The 20310-nt window shown below is 43.4% G+C and carries 15 protein-coding genes; 5 read left to right on the plus strand and 10 right to left on the minus strand.

What is annotated here, in order from left to right; translation table 11 throughout:
• Positions 1-13 precede the first annotated feature (13 nt).
• The gene (locus ACMXYV_RS09965) at positions 14-1156 is read left to right on the plus strand and encodes a DUF5610 domain-containing protein (protein WP_415888351.1); all 1143 of its coding nucleotides are present in this window, start codon (positions 14-16) and stop codon (positions 1154-1156) included.
• Between the two features lie 85 nt (positions 1157-1241).
• On the opposite strand, the gene ACMXYV_RS09970 is transcribed toward ACMXYV_RS09965, so the two are convergent.
• The 6 genes from ACMXYV_RS09970 to ACMXYV_RS09995 form a co-directional block, all read right to left on the minus strand.
• Entirely contained in the window at positions 1242-1538 is a 297-nt protein-coding gene (locus ACMXYV_RS09970; RefSeq protein WP_415888352.1) for a hypothetical protein, read from the minus strand.
• Positions 1539-1612: 74 nt separating this feature from the next.
• Positions 1613-2686 (minus strand): toxic anion resistance protein, encoded by a 1074-nt coding sequence (locus ACMXYV_RS09975; RefSeq protein WP_415881456.1) that lies wholly within the window; start codon positions 2684-2686, stop codon positions 1613-1615.
• Positions 2683-3399, minus strand: a complete 717-nt coding sequence (locus ACMXYV_RS09980; RefSeq protein WP_415881457.1) for a phospholipase D-like domain-containing protein — start codon at positions 3397-3399, stop codon at positions 2683-2685. The genes ACMXYV_RS09975 and ACMXYV_RS09980 overlap by 4 nt, the downstream gene beginning before the upstream one ends.
• A complete protein-coding gene (locus ACMXYV_RS09985; RefSeq protein ID WP_415888353.1) occupies positions 3396-8309 on the minus strand; it encodes a DNA repair ATPase in 4914 nt (1637 codons plus the stop codon). Before ACMXYV_RS09985 ends, ACMXYV_RS09980 begins: the two co-directional genes overlap by 4 nt.
• A gap of 88 nt (positions 8310-8397) precedes the next feature.
• Positions 8398-10518: a hypothetical protein gene (locus ACMXYV_RS09990; RefSeq protein WP_415888354.1), complete on the minus strand. Its 2121-nt coding sequence runs from the start codon at positions 10516-10518 to the stop codon at positions 8398-8400.
• Positions 10519-10536: 18 nt separating this feature from the next.
• Positions 10537-11154 carry a hypothetical protein gene (locus tag ACMXYV_RS09995; RefSeq protein ID WP_415888355.1) on the minus strand — a complete coding sequence of 206 codons (618 nt, stop codon included), beginning with the start codon at positions 11152-11154 and terminating at the stop codon, positions 10537-10539.
• A gap of 253 nt (positions 11155-11407) precedes the next feature.
• Between ACMXYV_RS09995 and ACMXYV_RS10000 the strand changes: the two genes are divergently transcribed.
• Entirely contained in the window at positions 11408-13156 is a 1749-nt protein-coding gene (locus ACMXYV_RS10000) for a DEAD/DEAH box helicase family protein (protein WP_415888356.1), read from the plus strand.
• Between the two features lie 15 nt (positions 13157-13171).
• On the opposite strand, the gene ACMXYV_RS10005 is transcribed toward ACMXYV_RS10000, so the two are convergent.
• Positions 13172-13531 (minus strand): VOC family protein, encoded by a 360-nt coding sequence (locus ACMXYV_RS10005; RefSeq protein WP_415888357.1) that lies wholly within the window; start codon positions 13529-13531, stop codon positions 13172-13174.
• Between the two features lie 106 nt (positions 13532-13637).
• On the opposite strand from ACMXYV_RS10005, the gene ACMXYV_RS10010 reads away from it, so the two are divergent.
• On the plus strand, positions 13638-14393 hold the full coding sequence (locus ACMXYV_RS10010) for a hypothetical protein (protein ID WP_415888358.1): 756 nt from the start codon (positions 13638-13640) through the stop codon (positions 14391-14393).
• Positions 14394-14484: 91 nt separating this feature from the next.
• Here ACMXYV_RS10010 and cybH read toward each other — a convergent pair whose 3' ends face one another.
• From cybH to ACMXYV_RS10025, 3 genes are read right to left on the minus strand one after another with little or no spacing between them, the layout of a single operon-like run.
• Positions 14485-15243, minus strand: coding sequence for a Ni/Fe-hydrogenase, b-type cytochrome subunit (gene cybH, locus ACMXYV_RS10015; protein WP_415888359.1), 759 nt, complete (start codon positions 15241-15243; stop codon positions 14485-14487).
• Between the two features lie 48 nt (positions 15244-15291).
• Positions 15292-17100: a nickel-dependent hydrogenase large subunit gene (locus ACMXYV_RS10020; RefSeq protein ID WP_415888360.1), complete on the minus strand. Its 1809-nt coding sequence runs from the start codon at positions 17098-17100 to the stop codon at positions 15292-15294.
• Positions 17100-18176, minus strand: a complete 1077-nt coding sequence (locus ACMXYV_RS10025; protein WP_415887894.1) for a hydrogenase small subunit — start codon at positions 18174-18176, stop codon at positions 17100-17102. The genes ACMXYV_RS10020 and ACMXYV_RS10025 overlap by 1 nt, the downstream gene beginning before the upstream one ends.
• Positions 18177-18516: 340 nt before the next feature.
• Here ACMXYV_RS10025 and ACMXYV_RS10030 point away from each other — a divergent pair, with 340 nt between their 5' ends.
• Both ACMXYV_RS10030 and hisC read left to right on the plus strand, forming a co-directional pair.
• On the plus strand, positions 18517-18921 hold the full coding sequence (locus tag ACMXYV_RS10030) for a bacteriohemerythrin (RefSeq protein WP_415888361.1): 405 nt from the start codon (positions 18517-18519) through the stop codon (positions 18919-18921).
• A gap of 242 nt (positions 18922-19163) precedes the next feature.
• Positions 19164-20246 (plus strand): histidinol-phosphate transaminase, encoded by a 1083-nt coding sequence (hisC, locus tag ACMXYV_RS10035; RefSeq protein ID WP_415888362.1) that lies wholly within the window; start codon positions 19164-19166, stop codon positions 20244-20246.
• Positions 20247-20310 lie beyond the last annotated feature (64 nt).

A 20310-nucleotide genomic window follows, 5' to 3' on the forward strand; every position in this document is an offset into this window, starting at 1 on the left:
GGAGGAAAACACCGTGCAAGTTCTATTAAGCAGCCAAGCAGCCTACTCTCAGGTTCGCCAGGAAACACTGGTTACTGGTGGGTTTGCTGATGGTAAAGATAGCAACGGTCGTTCTGCATCTGCGGCAGATAAGTTAGTAGCCAAACTAGCAGAAAACATTCCGGGCATGAGCGTATCAGAGATGAAAAGTCTCGACGCAAATGATTACTCTCCGGAAAAAGTTGCATCACGTATCTCTGATTTTGTAGCACAAGGCCTTGAACAAGCCCGTGCCCGCGGAGCGTCCGATGCCGATCTAGACCGTATGTATAAAGCGGCAGTTTCAGGTGTAGAAAAAGGCTTCAAAGAAGCAACTGAGATACTAGAAGATCTCAACATGCTAACTCCTGATATCTCCGCAACAATCGAGCAAACCAAAGATCTGACGTTCGAAGCGCTGGCCGGCCTTGCGCCTACCAACGAAACAGCGTCTACACGCCAGACTTCTATATCTGCTGCTGAACGTTATTCAAAAGCTGAGTCTTTCTCCCTTGATGTCATGACACAGGAAGGAGACAAAGTTTCTATTCGTTTCAACAGCGAAGCAAGTCAAACAGCCTCTTTAGGCGCCTACTCTGACGGTAACAGCAGCGCTGTATCCTTTGGTCTTGAGCGCAGCGCTAGCAGTAGCTACAGTTTCAGCGTTGAGGGAGATCTTAACGAAGACGAATTAGACGCGCTGACAACCCTAATTCAGGATATCAATCTTATTGCCGAAGACTTCTTCAGTGGTGATGTTCAAGACGCTTTTGAACAAGCAGCTGAATTTGAAATGGACAAATCCGAGTTGATGAACTTGAATGTAACTATGACTCAATCGGCAAGTTACTCAGCGGTAGCTGCTTATGAGCAAGTTCAACAACTAGATAACCCGTTAGGTGATAATGGCCGCCATTTAGGCCAGATGATGAACAACTTCGACAACCTGGTTGCTAACCCAGCCATGGCTTTTTTGGAAGACAGTTCATTATTCGGGGTAGATCTATTGGACAGCTTGATTCATCAAGATATCCGCTACAAAGATGCTGATGAAGAATCCCAGAGCAAACTGGATGATAACTTCGGTCTTTTGCGTGACCTTATGACCCGGTTTGATCAGGACGACGCAGACGATTAACCCCCCTTCTTAATCGCTGCGATACTTTAAACCGGCCTACTTAGGCCGGTTTTTTTATGCTTAAAAAGTGGAGGGGTATAGGGATTTAGGCTGCTAACTTCGTTACCAACATAACAGCTATAAAAGAAAACAGTTTTGTAAATAATACCACCCAGACAGCATCAATTAAGTCACAGCTAGCGGCTTTAACAAATAAATAGAAAAACAAAACAATGCTTAATATCCAGCCGACACTTGGGATCATCGATACGAGAGAAACGCACACGACAATAAATGCGATAATTTTTGGTTCTAATGAAGCAAAGCTAACTTTCGAAGCGAGCCATACACATAAAGTTGATATTAAAACGTCAACTGCAAAAATAATTGCTAAAAAACCCATCTAATACTCTCTAAAAAGAAATTGGTTAACTTCTAAAGTTAACCAATTTACCTTCACTATGCCGTTAATCTTACTTAAACCGTCTGCATTAGTGCTTGTTTAAGCTCTTCCTCAGCTTGAGTGATGGCCTTCTCAGCTTCTTGACGCATACGACGACCTTCTTCGTAGTGCTTAAGCGTATTGTTTAACGTATCGATAGTAATTTGGTTCACCTCTTTTAAGGTATCCAGATCCAAAATACCACGCTGGTAGTTTTCCGCGATCTGCTCTTCTAAGCTTTGTAGCTTTTGAGCATTTTGTAGGTACTGCTGGTTGGTGTAATCCTTAACCGTACGTGTCACCTTAAGCGCTTTCTCTTTCTCATAGTTAGAGATAGCAATAAGGAACTGACGCTTCCATAGAGGGATAGTGTTATGAATGATATCTTGGATATCTTCCATCAACATTTTGTTACCCTCTTGAGACAAACGGATTTGAGGTGCAGTTTGCAAAGCCGCCAAACGCGCTTGCTTTAAGTTATGTAGACGTTTTTCAAGGCGGCCTGTAGCTTGCTGAAGGTCTCGCAATTTTTGACTATCTACTGGATCACCACTGGTCTCGGCCAACTTACTTAGCTCAGGAATCTGCTCGTTATTCAGTCGATCAAGCGTGATTTGACCCGCTTCTAAGTAGATATCTAACTGTTGCAGCAAGTTTAAGTTTTCATCATACAAACCATCTAGCTGAACAATATCTTTCTCAAGACGATGACCTTGGGCATTTAGTTTTTGTTCTAATTCATCTAAACGGCCTTTAACCGAATCAAAACCTTTTACAAACTTACCGAAAGTTTGGAAAAGCTCACCGATAAGAGGTAAACGCGAGAGGAATGAATCAGGTTTAATATCTTCAAAGCGCGAGCTCTTCATCTGAGTCACCATCGCTTCTAGGATATCTCCCGCTTCTCCAGTATCTTTAGTGCGGACTTGCTCTAACACCTGATCTGAAAAAGCGGTGATGCTTTCCATCGCCTCTTTGCCAAAGGTGATTGTCGCCATAGAGTCTAAGGGGTCATAATCCTGCGAAATGGCAACCGCACGTTGCTGCTGCTCTTCAGTCATTTGACTCGGTTCGAACTTCTCGATTTGAGTGCTTATTTCCTGTGTCATGCTGGCTCCCTCTCTACCCGCACACTGCTGTGACGAGTCCATAGTGCTTCAAATTCAGCGGCAAATGCCGATACGATTTCTTGATTGTCCGTCAGCGTTAAGTTCTCTTGATTACGATCGCTTGCTGAACGCGTCCAATTAAAACTTCCATTCAGTAGTCTCACCCCATCAAACAGGGCAAATTTATGGTGCATGTGCCATGGGCTCGTGTCCAAAAGCACATCCACTCCTTTATGCATTAGATAGTCGATATCGCTACCTAAATCGTTCGCTTTATCCTGATCTGTCAGAATACGAACCTTAATTCCTCGTTTATGTGCAGCTAGAATAGCGTCACGTAGCGGCTGATCGGTAATTGTGAAAACACATATATCTATAGATTTCTGACTACGTTTTATCTCCTGTTGAATCAGAGATCTACAATCGTCTCCCGGCGAAAAAGCTGCCTGAGTTCTGATAGGCGCTGATTTACCCGTGTTGTCTAGTGTCTTCACAACCTTGTCTAACCAATTCAGAGAAGCGATCTCAATTAAGCCATTTTCCGCAGAATTCTTTGCAATTGAAAAAGCTTTATTACGCGTAAACGATTGCAGTTCTGGTTGATCTGCGAGTTCCTCAATCAACTCTCGAAGTTCAACTCTTTCGTCTGAGGAGAGACGTTGGTCCTCAAAGCTATCAACCAGCATTTTCTCAATATCCATTTGAGTAATCATATTTCCTCTAGCTCCTCTGCGGCTTCAATTTCCTTAGTTGCACGCATCATTGCCCAAGCGATCAGGCGAATGTTCCGATTCACATCAACCATCTGGTTGACCATTCGATCGCCGGCATCTTCTCCCTCACCCGCCTCTAAAGAGCGAGTAAAGCGCTGCTTAATGGTGTCCCAACGCTCTTCAGACTCATCATCTAAAATGCCTCTCAGTTCAGCCAATTTAAGCAGGTTTTCTTCAGCGCCATGAGTCAGGGTTTGTGCCTCACCAATGTAGTGATCATTAATAAGTGTCTCCAGCTCATCATCGGTCATGACCGACACCACCTTTTCGGCAAGCTTGTTCATATTTCGGTAACTACCCTGAAGCTTGAAAGGTGGTTCTATACGATACTGCTCGGCGGTTGCAGCTGAAGCGATATATTGCTGGTTTACAGTGAGTACAACTTGCTGAACCTTAAGCATCTTCTCTAGCACAGCTACAATTTCGGAAGTTTCTGCTGAAGAATAACTATGTTCTAAATCAGAAAGCGGGATATTTTGCCCACGTGCCATATCTACGAGTTTGTAGAGGTCTTGTAGATTTCTATTGGCCAGCGGAGCCAACACTCTGTTAGAGGTTAAAGAGTTTTCAATGTACGAAAGCTCGAATGCATCACGCTGATCAGATAGCATATCACCGAGGTTATAAATATCTGCTCGGTTAGCTAGCATGTCTGGAATTTTGAACACATCCCCAGATTCGGTATAAGGGTTACCCGCCATAACGATTGAGAACTTTCGACCACGCATATCGTAAGTTTTAGTAACACCGTTCCAAACACCGTCAATTCGACGAGTACCATCACTTAAGGAGATAAATTTCTGCAAGAATTCAGGATTTGTATGCTGAATATCATCTAGATACAGCATCACGTTATTACCCATTTCCAGCGCAAGGTTAATTTTATTAACCTCATTTGCAGCGGTTGCGTTTGGTGCATCATTTGGATCTAGTGATACAACATCATGGCCTAAAGAGGGGCAATTGATCTTCATAAATACCAAGCCCAACTTACCGGCGATATATTCGATCAATGTGGTTTTACCGTAACCCGGGGGAGATATAAGTAGTAACATCCCCATCTGGTCAGTTCGACGATCATCGCCGGTTGTACCCATCTGCTTAGCAAAGTTATCGCCCATCAATTTTAGATAGGATTCACTGATCAACTTGTTACGCACAAAAGAGGTTAGCGGCCTAGCGACAAACTCTTGTATGCGCATCGTCTCTCTTTGCTCTTCTAACATCTCTTGACGTTGAGAAAGATATTTTTCGTAAGCAGGTACGACCGTTTCAATATGGTGTCGACAGCGATCTAACCAATCATTGATGGTCTCGCTCCATTTCCCCCCATCAACGCGAAGGTGCTCACCTAACAAGCCATTTACGTTGATACTCAAAGAGAAATCAACGGGAGTTAGATGGATGCTACTGTCAGACAAGGCTGCAATTAAAGCGGCCTCTGTGACGAACTCTATACCTTGTTTATGATGTTCACAGTATGCTTGAACCCAGAGCAAATGATCCTGATATTGTTCTGCCAGACTTTCTTGGTTTTTACGCCAATCTAATCCATGCCTGAATGCTAAGTAATTTTCAGCAAGCTCGACTGCATCACGGCTAACTAAGACCTGCTGATCTAAGCCAAACTGATACATCAAATACTCAAGCGCTTGATTCGCCAGAACTGGGCATTCACTCACTTGAGTTTGGTAATTCTCAAGCAGAACATCAAATGCACTATCTGAACCCAACTCTTTTTGCATTAGCAAAGCTGAACGGCATTGTTTCTTAAGTCCTTCAGCTGCACTGTTATCGAGCCCTGCGATAAACAGTAAACCCGTTGTACGTATTTGCTGGCTAAACCTTAATAAACCAGCATCGGCGTACACCGGCATAATAGCCTTGAGTAATGTCCCTGCATCTTTGTCATGTACACCTTTTACATAGCCCTCTCGATAACGAGGGGCCGCAAATTTATCAACTAAAGGCTGCAAATCATTTTCACTTGCGGCTTTGACTAAAAGATCAAGTGACAGGCCAGATTGCTTTGATTCTGCCGAAGTTAAAATAAGATAGGCCAGATACTCCGCTCGGTAGACTTCATTACTTTCCGAACTAACATCCATCGCGGCGTATTTACGTAAACGCAGAAACTCATCATCAACAACCGGTTGGTAAAAGTCAGTCCCCGTTAGGTGTAAATTAAGACCATCATCTCGATCAACTAAGGTAAGCTCTAAGGGCTGTTGATTGACGCTAAATTTGTGTCTACCAAGTCGTAAAATTTCACCGCCCTGCTCAAAGATATCTTGATTATCTCGAAGCGACCGCAGAGATTGATCTTGCAGCGCTTTGATACGGCCACTTAATTCATCAGCTTTGACGCTATCTCCAAGTTCCTGAACGTCTTTGCACAATTGGCGATATTTCTGCACCATCGCATCTGCTGCAAAATAGCTGTTCAAATCGTCGAGTTCTGCAAATTTACCTACACGCTTTTCGATACTTTTCAGCGTGATTTGAGCTGCCTGACTAATATTTTCAACACGCTTTTGTCGAGCAGATAAAAGTTGCTGTTTTTGCGCTTCAAATGCTGCTTGAACTTCGTCCCGTCTGCTATAGATTTCAGCTAGGTACTGATCGAATTCTGCAAATCGACTTTCAAGCTTATCTACGATCCCCATTAAGCGTGCCAGCTGATCATCACAGGCTTCCGGCGTATCAACTTGACCTAGAGCTGATGTCATCGCCTGGGTAAGGAGTTTAAGCTGTGATGCGAATTCGGCTTTAGCTTCGCTATCTCTTAATTCAGAACGACGATTACGTAAACGCGCTTCGGTAGCGTTTAACCGCGCCATCACCTCAGTTGTGAGATCGAGGATTTTTGTCGTGCTAGTAGGATCGTCAGTTTCAATATCTGAAACTTCTTGGTTTACTAAATTTAGATCTCGGCGAATCTTTCCGGCATCTTCAGCTAAAAGATCTAGTGCTGCGGTTTTCTCCGTATCTGGAAGCGCCAAATCCAATTTATCAATGCGCTTTAGATAAGGCTGGTAAGCTTTTTCTTGCTGTAAAAGCTCGAGCAGTTTAGCGTTCAAACCACTTCGTGCATCTTCTAGCGCAGTTTCCATTTCATCGAGCTGGCTAGCATTCACATAACGCATTCCACGTAGGCTAATTACGTGACCAAGCTGTGATTTAGTCTCATCTAGCAATTCGATCAGATCTGTAGTGCTATCCGACGGTACTAACTTAATTCTACCTAGGAGATCATGCTGTTTCTGAGCTTGTTCTTCAGTTTGTTGTTTCGCTTGTTTCTGAAGCGTTCGGACTTTAGCGAACTCATCGATGATCTGTTCAGCAGTTGTCGCTAATTCAGATAGTTTTTGGTCAACACCCTGAGTTTCTGTATCGGTTAACCAGTGATATTGATCGACTGCTGCACCACAGTGAGTTACCAAAGCTTCATAAAGCGTTTGGCTAACTTCTGTGGTTTTGGTCATTTGAATGACCGAGTTCAATTCAGAAATACCTTTCACTAACTCGGCATTCCCTAAATTGCGATAAAAACCTTCACCACCCTCTTGCCGCGATGCTTCATAAAGATCGGCACTCATAAATGGCGTCTGCCAAATACGCATAGGGTGTGTTTTACTGGCTTCAGCATTATCACTGACACGGAAAACCAGCATCCGCCCATCAGGATATAAACTGTAACCATGGCTATATACAGGTGGCGATACCGTTTTTTCTATCAGGTTGTATTGATATTGCAGGTAAGCACCGTGTTGTGGGTCGAAGAAAATATAAAACGCATCTTCACCATTAGGGGCATGAATATCATGGAAGAATTGCATCCCACTCCAATCATCTTGGAAGAGTTTTAATTCTCCGTTCGCCAAAGCATAACCATTGGCAAATATCAGACCGTGATCCTCAGGTAGCAACTTACAACATTGGCCTATGGAATCGACCCGTTGCACCTTCTCAGTTAGGCTGTCGTAAACAAAATATCGGTAATCTTTTTCACGGTTTGGTCTGATGCGGAGCAAAATAAAACTAGATAGTTCTGCGTAACTTATCTCTGCATCAGCAACGGTTTGATGAGGATCTTCGACAGGCTCAGAATAGATCCCTCGCCCTTCTTGAGTGTTATTCTCAAGCTTTACAGTCAGATCACCGCCAACACACTCAACAAAGATACGATCATTAATCGAAACATGAGGATAATCGCCAGTTATATGGTTCTGACGCCCGGTTTCACGCCAAACGACATCAAGCTGATTGCCGACACCATCCAACTCTTTATGGCCTTGATCATCTACATATTCGATCTCACCACTATCTTTAAGTTGCCAACGATAAACCTTACGATCTTCTGGACGACTACCAATTTGGAAAACGATAAATAGCCAGAAATCTCTTCGGCTAATTTGAACTAATTTTGCATCACTGTAGTAACGAAAAAGCTCGTTAAAGGAATGAACAAAACGGGGATCATCAAGAAAAGAATCCGCCAAAGGCTCACTATCGATCCGAAATTGGCTATCAGTTTCGGATAGACGATATAGGCCTAGAACATCTTTGACTTCAGGCGCAGCTTTAAGCCCAACAAATACTTGATAGCCAAATAGTAACTGATCGTTGACCTGTGCCATATCAACAGGAAGACAGTTATTTTGGGTATGAACATTAACCTTACCGACCAGCTCAGTACTGGACGCACCAAATGCCTCCTGACGAGCCTTATTTAATTGATCAACCAACCCTTTTAGTTCAGCCCCTTGGCTGGCTAAGCGCGCTTTTAAGATCTCATAAGCGCCGCCCGATTCAACGGCCTGGTTCAAAACGTCCTGATTCTGATCCATTAAACTTTCCCTACAATGACCTCTAGCCCAAAGAACAAAGCCTCCTAGGTAATAAGGAGGCTAAAGTTACTTTGGAGTTCCTATGCGATTAAGATTCTGATTTATCAGTACCAGTAACCAGTTCTTTAAGTGATGTAAGTACATCAGAATTGCTAGTAAGCTTGTTAGCCAAGCCTGCTAGAGCGATATTGCTCATGTCACCAGTATTTACATTGCACTTTTCAAGAATCGCGCGGACGTCATCAGGCAAACTACGGTCATTTTCAACGTACTCACGTACCAATGGGTTGAGTACTTCGGAGTTAGTAAAGCGCGTATCGATTCGTGCAGAGTCCATCACGGTACGGCGTAGCTCTTCCATCCCCTGACCACCAAACAGTTTAATATCAGCTTCAGCAAGCGCAGAGGCAAGTGCTTTAGCATTATCAACGGACATGTGGCGCTGAGCTTCGATTCGAGCCATTTCAAGCTCTTTATCTTTCTGTAGTTCAACAACCCATTTATCATATTCGCGAGTCTGCTCATCGTGTGCTTGAGCAGCTTCAAAACGAGCAGTCTGAGCTTTAGCTTCCGCTAAGCCTTTAGCTTGTAGTGCTTCCGCCTCAGCAAAACCAATCGCCTGCTTAGCTTCAGCGTCCGCAGTACCTTTAGCCTGCATAGTTTCCGCTTCTGCAGTACCAATCGCACGCAAACTTTCTGCTTCGGCTATGCCTTTTTCGCGAATAGCATCAGCTCGTTGGCGCTCAACTTCAACTTCAGCCAAACCTTCAACTTGAATCTCTTCACGCGTTGCTTTCGCCATGCGCTCTTTGGCTTCTGCTGCTTTTGTCTCAGAAATCAATTCGGCTTCAGCGTTACGCGTTTTAACATTTAGATCGTTCTCAGCTTCACGGTTCTTAATTTTCAGTTCGGCCTCGTTACGAATCAGGCTTTTCTCTGCCAGTTCTGCTTCAGCTTCTTTCTCTGCACGGGCATGAGCAATAGCTTTAATACCTTCAGCTTCGGCTTCAGCCTCTGCTTCAATCACCTGAACTTTCTTGCTGCGTTCTACCGTTTCGAAAGCACGTAGGTTCTTAGTCTCTTCCTCTTCACGCGCGATCTTACGTTCGATCTCTACACGCTGCGATCGAGTTTCAACCACAGACTTCTTAGATTCTTCGATGGCAGCTTCTTTTTCCATCTCTTGCTGGGAGATCTCTTTCTCGGTACGAACTCGTTCGGTTTCTCGAGCACGATTAACCTCTTCTTGCTGAATTGCTAGCTGACGCTCATTCGCAGCTTTTGTTAACTCAACCTCTAACTGAACCGTCTCACGTTTCTTCTCAACTTCTTCTTCAGTTTCAAGCTTAGCGACTTCAACAAGGCGTTCATATTCCTGTCGTTTCTCTTCTGTTAAAGCCTGTTCTTGAGATTCAATAATCTCTATTTCACGTTGTACGCGTGCTTCGTTCTCAGCATGCTGTTTATCAAGCTGTTTACGATTTGCTTCAGCTTCAACGTTTTTCTGTTTAATGTTGGTTTTCTCATCCTGGCGGATCGCATTGGTTTCGATATTTTTAGTTGAAGTGATCGAGGCGATCTTACGAATACCTTCTACATCCAAAATATTCTGCGGGTTATGAGCATCGAAAGCAGTTTGGTCAACTTTGTCGATTACTACGTCATAGATTTTAAAGCCATCCATTTCGCTTCCGATTACCTCAACAACTGCATCACGGAAAGCTCGACGGTTCGTTAGTAGCTCTTCAAACTCGAACTGTTTTACCGCTGTTTTCAACGCTTCAGAGAATTTTGGCTGGAAGTGGTCTCTAAGACCCATAGGGTCAGAAGCACCTTGTGTCGTAAAGAGTTTAGCAACACGAACAATATCGCCTTCTTCGTGATTAACACCAATATAGAAATCAACTTTCAGGTCAGCGCGAATATTATCTTTACAATGAAGACCTTCGTATTCCTCACCTTCCTGATCTCTACTACCACTACGAGTCACTGAGATATTTTTACGGGTAATATCCATATATTCGTAGCGGTTAACTACAGGCCATACAAACGTACCAGTTAGAGAGGCACGCGTACCACGTGTACCGTTTACAATCATTGCTTCACCTTCACGACGTACTTTTTTGTAGCGCGAGGTTAAAAACATAATAAGTACAAGCGCGACAACGCCCGTGGTCGAAACAAAGAATACAGAAGCTCCTGCGTCCATGCTGTTCTCCAAAAAGAGTTATTTTTTGATAACGAGGTATCGTTGATTTTCAGGATTTAATGAAACGATGAGCACTTCATCGCCATAAGAAATTGTGGCGTCACTATTACTATAAATATCCAGCTGGTTTTCCAAGCTGCCCTTAGTAACCACTGCTTCGCCAAATGTCTGGTTAACTGAATTCGAGCGAACGACAGCATTCATGCCAACATAGTTAATCGCAGCAAAGCTCTTTTCATGATCAAACAATGGCTGTAAGGGCTTTAGTAGGAATGCCGCGATATAGAGACTGAGAAATAAGCTTGCCAAAATTGAACCTGAAGCAGCACCATAGAAAACCGCGCCACTCATTGCACTCAAGATGAATGAATCGATGTAATAGAGAAGTATGGTAGCGACGAAACTAACAGTGGTTAGGCTAATAATCAGTGGAACTTTGGTGATACCAACTGGCAACCAAGTCCCCCCAGGTACTTCAGCATCAACCTCGATTTCCACATCAGTATCAGTACTGAGAAATGGGATATCATCAACAAAGCCCGTTAATACTGAGATCAGCATTAGGGAAAATAAAAATAAAAAAGGAATTGCCGTAACGGCAAGCGGGAATGAGAAAAACCCTAAGAGAAAATCCATATATAAATCCTATCTATTATGACGTTTCGCACTAAACCTTGTGCTTTCCTTTGTCATAAACTGCTTTCAATCGAGTGTATGTTTGTTTTTATGAATGATCAATATGCTTAACTAAATAAATAGTATTCATTCTCAAATACCAATTACTGCATCTTTTATATCTCAAGATGCTCTTTTGAATAAATGAACTTCTTAACTCCGTAGGTTAGAATCGCTCTGTTTTAGCTTTTCATCTATTGGATTTAAACCCTGTATGAGTGCGTTTACCCTACGCCCCTATCAACAAGAAGCGGTTGATGCGACATTAGAGCACTTTCGCAAAACTGATGAACCTGCTGTGATTGTGCTACCAACGGGTGCCGGAAAAAGCCTTGTTATAGCGGAGCTTGCTCGCTTGGCACGTAAAAAGATTATGGTGCTAGCCCATGTCAAAGAGTTGGTTGAGCAAAATCACACTAAATATGAAAGCTATGGTTTAGAAGGCGGTATTTTTGCAGCGGGTTTGAATCGCAAAGAGATTGAAAAGCAGGTTACGTTCGCTAGCGTGCAATCTGTCGCGGCAAATATTGATCTTTTTAATAACGAATACTCATTACTGATCGTCGATGAATGCCATCGCATTAATGACGACGAAGATAGCCAGTACGGACGAATCATCAGCAAACTCCAAGAGATCAATCCCAACTTAAAAGTACTTGGGTTAACAGCTACACCTTATAGAATGGGTATGGGCTGGATCTACCAGAAGCATTATCGTGGTTTTGTTAGAAGCGAACAGGAAAAACCATTTCGTAACTGTATTTACGAGCTCCCACTGAGTTACATGATTAGCCGTAACTACTTAACCCCTCCAGAAATGGAAGATGCCGCGGTCGCTCAGTATGACTTTTCAACCTTAGATCAAACCGCATTTGGCACTTATGCTGAAAAAGATATAAATAACCTGCTAACAAAATACAATCGCGTCACCAGAGCGATTATCGAACAAGTGATTGAACGTGCAAAAGATCGCCAAGGCGTGATGATTTTTGCAGCAACAGTTGATCACGCTAAAGAGATCAGCACTTACCTTCCAGAAGATCAAACGGCTTTAATCACTGGCGCTTCCACCAGCGAAGATCGAGACCGGTTGATCAGTAACTTCAAACTTAAAAAAATTAAGTATCTGGTTAACGTCTCCGTTCTTACAACAGGATTTGATGCACCCCATGTCGACCTTATTACAATTTTAAGGCCTACCGAATCTGTTAGCCTGTATCAACAGATTGTTGGGCGCGGTCTAAGGCTCGCGCCTGGAAAGAAAGATTGCTTAGTCATCGACTACGCAGGCAACAACTATAATCTGCACCATCCTGAAGTGGGTGAAAAACGCCCTTCCCCGGATTCCGAACCGGTACAGGTATTTTGTCCTTCCTGCGGCTTTGCCAATATCTTTTGGGGTAAAACGGACAGCGATGGCAAGGTAATTGAGCATCACGGTCGACGCTGCAAAGGCCTTCTTGAAAGCGACGATATTGATACCCCATCAGAGCAGTGTGATTTTCGCTTTCGATTTAAAGAATGCCCTCACTGTAATGCTGAAAATGATATCGCTGCCCGCAAATGCCATCAGTGCAATAAAGCGATTATCGACCCAGACGATCAATTAAAAGATGCGCTAAAACTGAAAAATGCCATGGTGATCCGATGTGCGGGGTTATCGTTGAACCGGAATCAGTCCAAGCTTCAGGTTATTTATCATGGAGAAGAAGGTGAAGAGCTAAAGGAGAGCTTCGATTTTTCCAAGCCGGCTCAGTTAAAACGTTTTAATGAGATCTTTGGTCGACGCATTGCGAATAGCCAAGCCCCGCAAAACTTTTCAAACATAGAAGAAGCGATCGCTTATGAATCGCTTTTAGTCGCACCTGATTTTGTCATCGGGCGTGAGCAAAAGCACTATTGGCGCGTACAAGAGAGAATTTTTGATTACCAAGGTCGCTACCGTAAAGCTAACCAGCTTTGAATCGATATATCGGTTTTATTCTTTATCTGACCAAACAGCCAATTCATTGCCATTTGGATCAAGAAAATGAAAACGTCGACCGCCGGGAAAACTGAAAATTGGTACTTTGATCTCACCACCAGCTGACTCGATTAGTGCCTGACTCGCCTCGAGGTTTGTACTATACAAAACCACCAGTGCAGCACCATTGCTTGAATTTGATTTAAGATCGGCTTTGTAAAAACCACCCGCCAATCCTGCACCCTCAAAAGCACTATATTCAGGCCCATAGTCGGTAAACTTCCAATCAAAAAGATCAGAGTAAAAGCGCTTAGTGTTTCCTAAATTACTAGCCGGAAACTCAATGTAATTAATTTGATTGTGCGCAGAACTCATTTCACATCCTCTTGATTTGAAAACTTGCAAAATCCTGAAAGTGTCTATGCTTTGTATGTACCTTCGTTAAAAGCAACCAATTCAGTCTGACCTGATTGGAGTAAATATGACATACAAGGTATTTATTACAACAGTTACTATATTAATAACTTCAAATTTCCTCGCGGCTGCAGATTTGGTCGAAGGACACACCTGCCCTATTACCTTTAAAAATGAGCCGATTGGTTCACTAATCCTTTCCAAACCTTGGTATCACAGTAGTCGAAGTAATGCCCAGTACATTGCGAGTGACAACGCCACCGGGATAGGTATAGAAATACATTTAATCAATAACTTTAGTGGACAAGTGGAAGGTCTAAATCTGGCAGATTGCGATCGCTTTAGACTCTTACAAATACGCAGAACAACAGCCAAACTTCTTCCCGGAGAGAAGCGCATTCAGATTGATGTACCTGATCAATTCACCAACCCTTTTTATGACAGTGCCCCTCTTGAGCACGGTTACGGCCTACATAAAACACCCGTAGATGATTCAGATAAACCTTGGCAAGGGCGGCCGTACCGCGATTCTTCTGTTGCGCTTTATGACACACCCTATGTTTCCGATAGTTGGGGGATTGAAGGCAAGGATATTGAGGTTCAGTTTGAAACCTGTGCGGTCTGCGAGAGAGAAAGTCAGTTCGATACTGTTTTATCTTGTGGTCATTGGGGCTATCGCAGAGATTATATGGGAGGAATGACTGGCTGGAGCGAACCTGAATTTACCGGTTTTCAGTGTTCAGACTCCCCTAGCTCTAACTTTCAACAAACGCTTAATCTTTCAAACCGAATTGAATACACATACTGGATACATTGGCGTTAGCAGTGACTGGTAGCTTTTAACATGCTTACGGCCCTAACCTGCAGATAAAAACCGGGCTATTGCCCGGTTTTCAGATACTCATTACCCAAAATTAATCTGGACGGTCGTCCTTAAACATCCGCCAACCACCGATCATGGTTGAGATCAAACTTTGACGAGACATAATATCTTCACGAATCGCCACATATATGTGGATCAAGATAAACGTAATCAGATACCACATACCGAGGCGGTGCCAAGTATGTACATCCTGACTCTGCCCCATTAGCGGTATAACCCAGCCAAACATCGTATCTGCCCAACTGCCCTGACCAAGGCCTTCGCTGTATAAGGCAAAGCCTGTGACGATCATGAACAGCATTCCAAGAACAAAGAAGAAAAACATACCCACCTGAGCCAGTGGATTGTGGCCGATATATTTCTTCGGAGTTTTCTCCAAAAAAAGATACCAGCGCACTTCATGCCAGGCTTCTTTCCAGAATTTACTGCTAAAGAACGGCGGTACAAACAGTTCACGCGCATGATGGTTGCCTACAAACGCCCAATAAATACGGCCCAAGAATCCAATGGTTACGATATAGCCAGCCGTGAAATGTGCGAAACGAATGTACCCCATCAGGTAATTATCGATTGCTTCACCCGGCATCGTTGGTAAAGGAACACCAATAAAATAGCCCGTTACACAAAGGGTAATTATCGAAAAGACGGTAACCCAGTGCCACAAACGCAATGGTGCTTCATACACATACACAGCGGTTTGTTTACGGGTAATAACTGACTCTCCGACAACTTGATCTGAAGCGACTTCCTGAGCTCTATCTGACTTGGTAGGTTTAACCGATGCAGTCATATAAATAACCTCCTGAATTTAGGCGCTGAGTTCACAGCGCCGCTATTCTTATCGAATTTTCACCTTAGTCAGCTCTTGACCATCTTCAGACATAACGTGTGTTGAACACGCAAGACATGGGTCAAAACTATGCAGGGTGCGAAGAATTTCAACGGGCTCATCAGGGCGCTCCATTGGCGTATCCAGCAAGGAAGCTTCGAATGCACCAATATTGCCTTTGCTATCACGAGGTGAACCATTCCAAGTTGTAGGAACAATCGCTTGATAGTTATCGATTTTCCCATCTTTGATCTTAATCCAGTGACCCAAAGCACCACGAGGAGCCTCGTTAATACCGACTCCCATCGCCTCTTTCGGCCAACTACTTGGATCCCATTTTTCAACATTAGCAGTCGAGCTATCACCCGCTTTAATGTTGTTAACCAGTTGATACCAATCATCCAACATAGTGTCTGCACAAAGCTGACATTCAAGTGCACGTGCCAATGTACGGCCTAATGTACTCGGTAAAAACTGCTTAATACCCAGATCCAACCCCGTAGACTGATTGAATTCAGATAGCGAACGATCAACTTGTTCCTTAACATGCTCAGTACCAGAAGCATACGCAATGATATAGCGAGCCAGAGGCCCTACTTCCATCGCATGACCGCGCCAGCGCGGAGCTTTAATCCAGCTGTACTTCGCAGATTCATCCAGTTCTTTAATATCAGTTTTAGTACCCACCGTATTAGGGCCAAGTTCGAAGCTAGGCTCTGTTTCACCTTCCCATGGGTGCAAGCCCTGTTTCTCACCTTCGTAACGATACCAAGAGTGATCAACAAACTCTTTAATCTGTTCTGGGTCACGTACATCAACTGGATGCACTTCATCCCAATTACCATTAACAATCGCACCTGCAGGCAACAGATCTGTAGATTTGTCATATGGCACTTGCGTGTAAGTACCGTAAGACAGAAGGTTCTCTGAAGCTAAACCACCACCGTACAACCAATTTTTGTAGATACCAGCAATTGCCATAACATCAGGGATGTATACGTTCTTAGTAAACTCTTGTGCTTCACGAATACGCTCTAACACATAGTTCAAACTAGTCATATTTATTGGTGCACCTGAAGCACCAACGTCATCCAAGTTAATCGCACATGGCACACCACCTACCATGTAGTTAGGGTGCGGATTTTTACCACCGAAGATGGTATGAATTTTTACCACTTCTTTTTGGAAATCTAATGCTTCCAAGTAGTGAGCAACCGCCATTAAATCAGCTTCTGGCGGAAGCTTATAAGCAGGGTTATCCCAATAGCCGTTAGCAAACAGACCTAGTTGACCACTTTCAACGAACTTCTTCAGACGAGTTTGTACATCCTTAAAATAACCTGGGCTAGATTTCGAATGATGAGGAGAAACCATTTGCTGCAGTTCAGATGTAGCCTTAGGATCAGCTTTCAAAGCATTTACTGGATTCACCCAGTCCAACGCGTGTAGATGATAAAAATGTACAATGTGATCATGAATCTGCAAGGTTTTATCCATCATGTGACGGATAAGGTGAGCATTCAAAGGCACTTGGATACCTAGCGCATCTTCTACTGCACGTACTGATGTCAGTGCATGTGTGCCAGTACAAACACCACAAATTCGCTCGACAAAGGCCCAAGCATCACGTGGATCACGACCTTTTAAGATCACTTCAAGTCCACGCCACATTGTCCCCGTTGAAACGGCGTTACGAATAATGTTGTTTTCATCAACATTCACTTCACAACGCATATGCCCTTCAATTCGGGTTACAGGGTCCACAACAATGCGTCGGCCACTGTTATCTAAATCACTCGCATTAAATGGCTTATTCATTATTCCTGATCTCCTTTATGCTGAGCACGCTTAACCGCGCTGACCGCCGCATGCGCAGCAACAGCCGCACCAACACCACCCGCTACAGCCATACCAATCTCATCTGCATTTTTCTCGATACCAAACTGATGAATATCGGTTAAACGGTTATAGAACGAGCCTTTGTCCCAGAAACCATCTTCAGAACAACCAATACAACCGTGGCCTGCCTGAATTGGGAAAGAGACGCCCTCATTCCAACGCACCGTAGAACAAGCGTTGTAAGTAGTCGGACCTTTACACCCCACTTTATAAAGACAGTAACCTTTACGTGCGCCTTCATCGTCCCACTCTTCGACGAACTGACCTGCATCAAAGTGAGGACGGCGATAACACTTATCGTGAATACGCTGGCTGTAGAACATTTTTGGACGGCCTTGACGGTCTAGCTCTGGCATTTTGCCGAACGTCAGCATATAGGTAATAACTCCAGTCATTACCTCAGCGATTGGAGGGCAACCTGGTACTTTGATAATTGGTTTATCGGTAATAACTTTATGGATAGGAACTGCTTGAGTTGGATTTGGACGTGCTGCTTGAACACAGCCCCAAGATGCACAAGAGCCCCACGCGATGATGGCAGCAGCATCCTTCGCTGCATACTTCAGTTTTTCAACAAAAGGTTTACCACCAGAGATGCAGAACATGCCATCTTCGTTTAGTGGCGGATTACCTTCTACGGCAAGGATATATTTACCTTTATATTTTTCCATCGTTTCATAAAGAATTTCCTGCGCTTGGTGACCTGCTGAAGCCATCAAGGTGTCGTCATAATCCAAAGAAATCATGGATAGGACAACATCTTTTACCAATGGGTGAGCCGAACGAATAAACGATTCAGAACAGCAAGTACACTCTAAACCATGCAACCAAATTACCGGTGTGCGCTCTTTGGTTTCCATTGCATGCGCAATTCTAGGCGCAAATGTTGGTCCTAAACCTAAGGCTGCAGCTGTTAAACTACAATATTTCAGGAAGCTACGACGCGTAATACCCTGACGTCGCATAACCTCATAGAAGGTTTCAATTTGTGACATATGTCTCTCCGCCAATGCCAGCCACCACAGCTATGCCCTCATTTTTATTAGCTATGCATAACTACGTGTAACATTTTTATTTTTTTGTTCAGTCATCTATTGGCAAGGTTCGGGCCAAAAAGCATTCCTCTTATATTTCAACGAGTTAAACAAATCATTCAAATGTATAGAGGGATAAAGACTAACCAGTCACCCAGATAAAATGGTTAATCCCTTAACACCTATAAAGTTTGAGGTCATTTAAATGTATTTTAGATATATGTTTATTGACTGATATCAATATCCATAAAGCGATGAAGAGATAAGATGGATTTGCGTTTCCAATAGAGAGGACTTACCTATGCAAGTTGAAGTAACTGATATCCCACAAGTCGCGGTTGATTTTATGAACGATGATCATGCAGAAGCTATCACCCTTCTTAATCAGTTATTCGACACTTTGGAAACAGGGAATGACAGTGAAGTTGATGGTGCTTTATCAGGCTTTTACCAACACAATGCCGAGCACTTCGCCCGCGAAGAAGAACAGATGATACGAATCAACTTCCCACCCTATACATGCCACAAAGGTGAGCATGAGCGCGTTTTACAAGAGATGCGCGAGACGCAACAACAATGGCAAGCAAACCATGACCGCGCAGAATTAAACAGCTACCTTAAAGACACGGTTATTCCTTGGTTTGTAAATCATATAAATACCATGGATACAGTAACAGCCATGTTTATTAGCCGACATTGTGCCTAACTAATATCAGCCACCACAAATCCGAATTTTAACTAACAGTCGAGCCTCCCCACTCGGCTGTTAACCGTGGAATGTAACCTCACAAAATCACAAACAAGATAACGGTATAAATATTTTTGTTTTAGATTAACAAACCAGTCTGTTGTTAAACGCGTAAGCAAATTCTGCTATCCTTCTGCGAAATTATTCACTCATGCCAAATAACACAGCATATCGCTGTCCTTGAGTATTACGGATCAATAATGAGCAAATATTGGAGTGACGCAATTCAGCGTCTAACACCTTACGTGCCGGGCGAGCAGCCTAAAGAAAGCGGTATCACCAAGTTAAACACCAACGAAAATCCTTATCCTCCTTCACCGAAGGCGGCCGCGGTGATCAATAACTTTGATACAGCTAGGTTACGACTCTACTCCGACCCAGATTGCACCCAATTAAAAGATTCGCTTGCTAGCCACTTTGAAGTCGAGCGTAAGAATGTCTTTGTTGGTAACGGTTCGGATGAGGTACTTGCTCATACCTTTGCTGCGTTCTTCCAACAAGAACAACCACTGCTGATGCCGGAATTCACTTACAGCTTCTATCCGGTTTACTGCAACCTATTTGATATCGAATTCAAGCTGTTACCCCTAGGTGAGAACTTTGAGCTAAACCTCGAAGACTATAACCAGCCTAATGGCGGTATCATTTTCGCTAACCCGAATGCGCCGACTAGCCGTGCAATCGAGCTGGGTGAAATTGAAGCATTGGCTCAGCGCAATACTGAAACCGTCATTGTGGTTGATGAGGCCTATGTTGATTTTGGCGCTTCTAGTGCTATCGAATTAACGAAACAATATGACAATGTTTTGGTTATTCAAACCTTCTCTAAATCTCGTTCTCTTGCGGGTATGCGTGTTGGATTCGCGATTGGTCACGAAGATCTGATTGCAGGTTTAGAACGCGTTAAAAATAGCTTTAACTCTTACCCACTAGATATGCTAGCAATTGAATCAGCCGTTGCCGCTGTTGAAGATAATGACTACTTCGAAGCGACTACGAAAAAGATTATCGAGACCCGTGAGTGGACGGTCAATCGTTTAGAAGAGTTAGGCTTTATCAGCTTGCCATCTAAAACGAACTTCCTGTTCAGCACACACCGCTTTATAGAAGCCGCTGAATTAATGGGTTTCCTACGCACGAAAAAAGTTTTGGTACGCTACTTCAGCAAACCAGGTATCGATAATTACCTGCGTATATCGATTGGCACTCAAGAAGAGATGGAACTACTAATCAGTACCTTAGAACAACACCCTGATATCTGTAAGATGCCTGTTGAGTCTTAAGCAGTGCTATGTGCCTGTTGCAAAAACTCTGATAAAGCTGCCTTTCGAGCAGCTTTATTTATTT

This window comes from Neptuniibacter sp. SY11_33, assembly GCF_047778025.1.
Taxonomy (GTDB): Bacteria; Pseudomonadota; Gammaproteobacteria; order Pseudomonadales; family Balneatricaceae; genus Neptuniibacter.

Bases quoted from the DNA above. Each gene is read 5' to 3' on its own strand.
- ACMXYV_RS10010 (WP_415888358.1), top strand. From the start codon at position 13,638: ATGACATACAAGGTATTTATTACAACAGTTACTATATTAATAACTTCA.
- ACMXYV_RS09980 (WP_415881457.1), bottom strand. From the start codon at position 3,399: ATGATTACTCAAATGGATATTGAGAAAATGCTGGTTGATAGCTTTGAG.
- cybH (WP_415888359.1), bottom strand. From the start codon at position 15,243: ATGACTGCATCGGTTAAACCTACCAAGTCAGATAGAGCTCAGGAAGTC.
- ACMXYV_RS10020 (WP_415888360.1), bottom strand. From the start codon at position 17,100: ATGAATAAGCCATTTAATGCGAGTGATTTAGATAACAGTGGCCGACGC.
- ACMXYV_RS09975 (WP_415881456.1), bottom strand. From the start codon at position 2,686: ATGACACAGGAAATAAGCACTCAAATCGAGAAGTTCGAACCGAGTCAA.
- ACMXYV_RS09985 (WP_415888353.1), bottom strand. From the start codon at position 8,309: ATGGATCAGAATCAGGACGTTTTGAACCAGGCCGTTGAATCGGGCGGC.
- hisC (WP_415888362.1), top strand. From the start codon at position 19,164: ATGAGCAAATATTGGAGTGACGCAATTCAGCGTCTAACACCTTACGTG.
- ACMXYV_RS10030 (WP_415888361.1), top strand. From the start codon at position 18,517: ATGCAAGTTGAAGTAACTGATATCCCACAAGTCGCGGTTGATTTTATG.
- ACMXYV_RS10000 (WP_415888356.1), top strand. From the start codon at position 11,408: ATGAGTGCGTTTACCCTACGCCCCTATCAACAAGAAGCGGTTGATGCG.
- ACMXYV_RS10025 (WP_415887894.1), bottom strand. From the start codon at position 18,176: ATGTCACAAATTGAAACCTTCTATGAGGTTATGCGACGTCAGGGTATT.
- ACMXYV_RS09995 (WP_415888355.1), bottom strand. From the start codon at position 11,154: ATGGATTTTCTCTTAGGGTTTTTCTCATTCCCGCTTGCCGTTACGGCA.
- ACMXYV_RS10005 (WP_415888357.1), bottom strand. From the start codon at position 13,531: ATGAGTTCTGCGCACAATCAAATTAATTACATTGAGTTTCCGGCTAGT.
- ACMXYV_RS09970 (WP_415888352.1), bottom strand. From the start codon at position 1,538: ATGGGTTTTTTAGCAATTATTTTTGCAGTTGACGTTTTAATATCAACT.
- ACMXYV_RS09990 (WP_415888354.1), bottom strand. From the start codon at position 10,518: ATGGACGCAGGAGCTTCTGTATTCTTTGTTTCGACCACGGGCGTTGTC.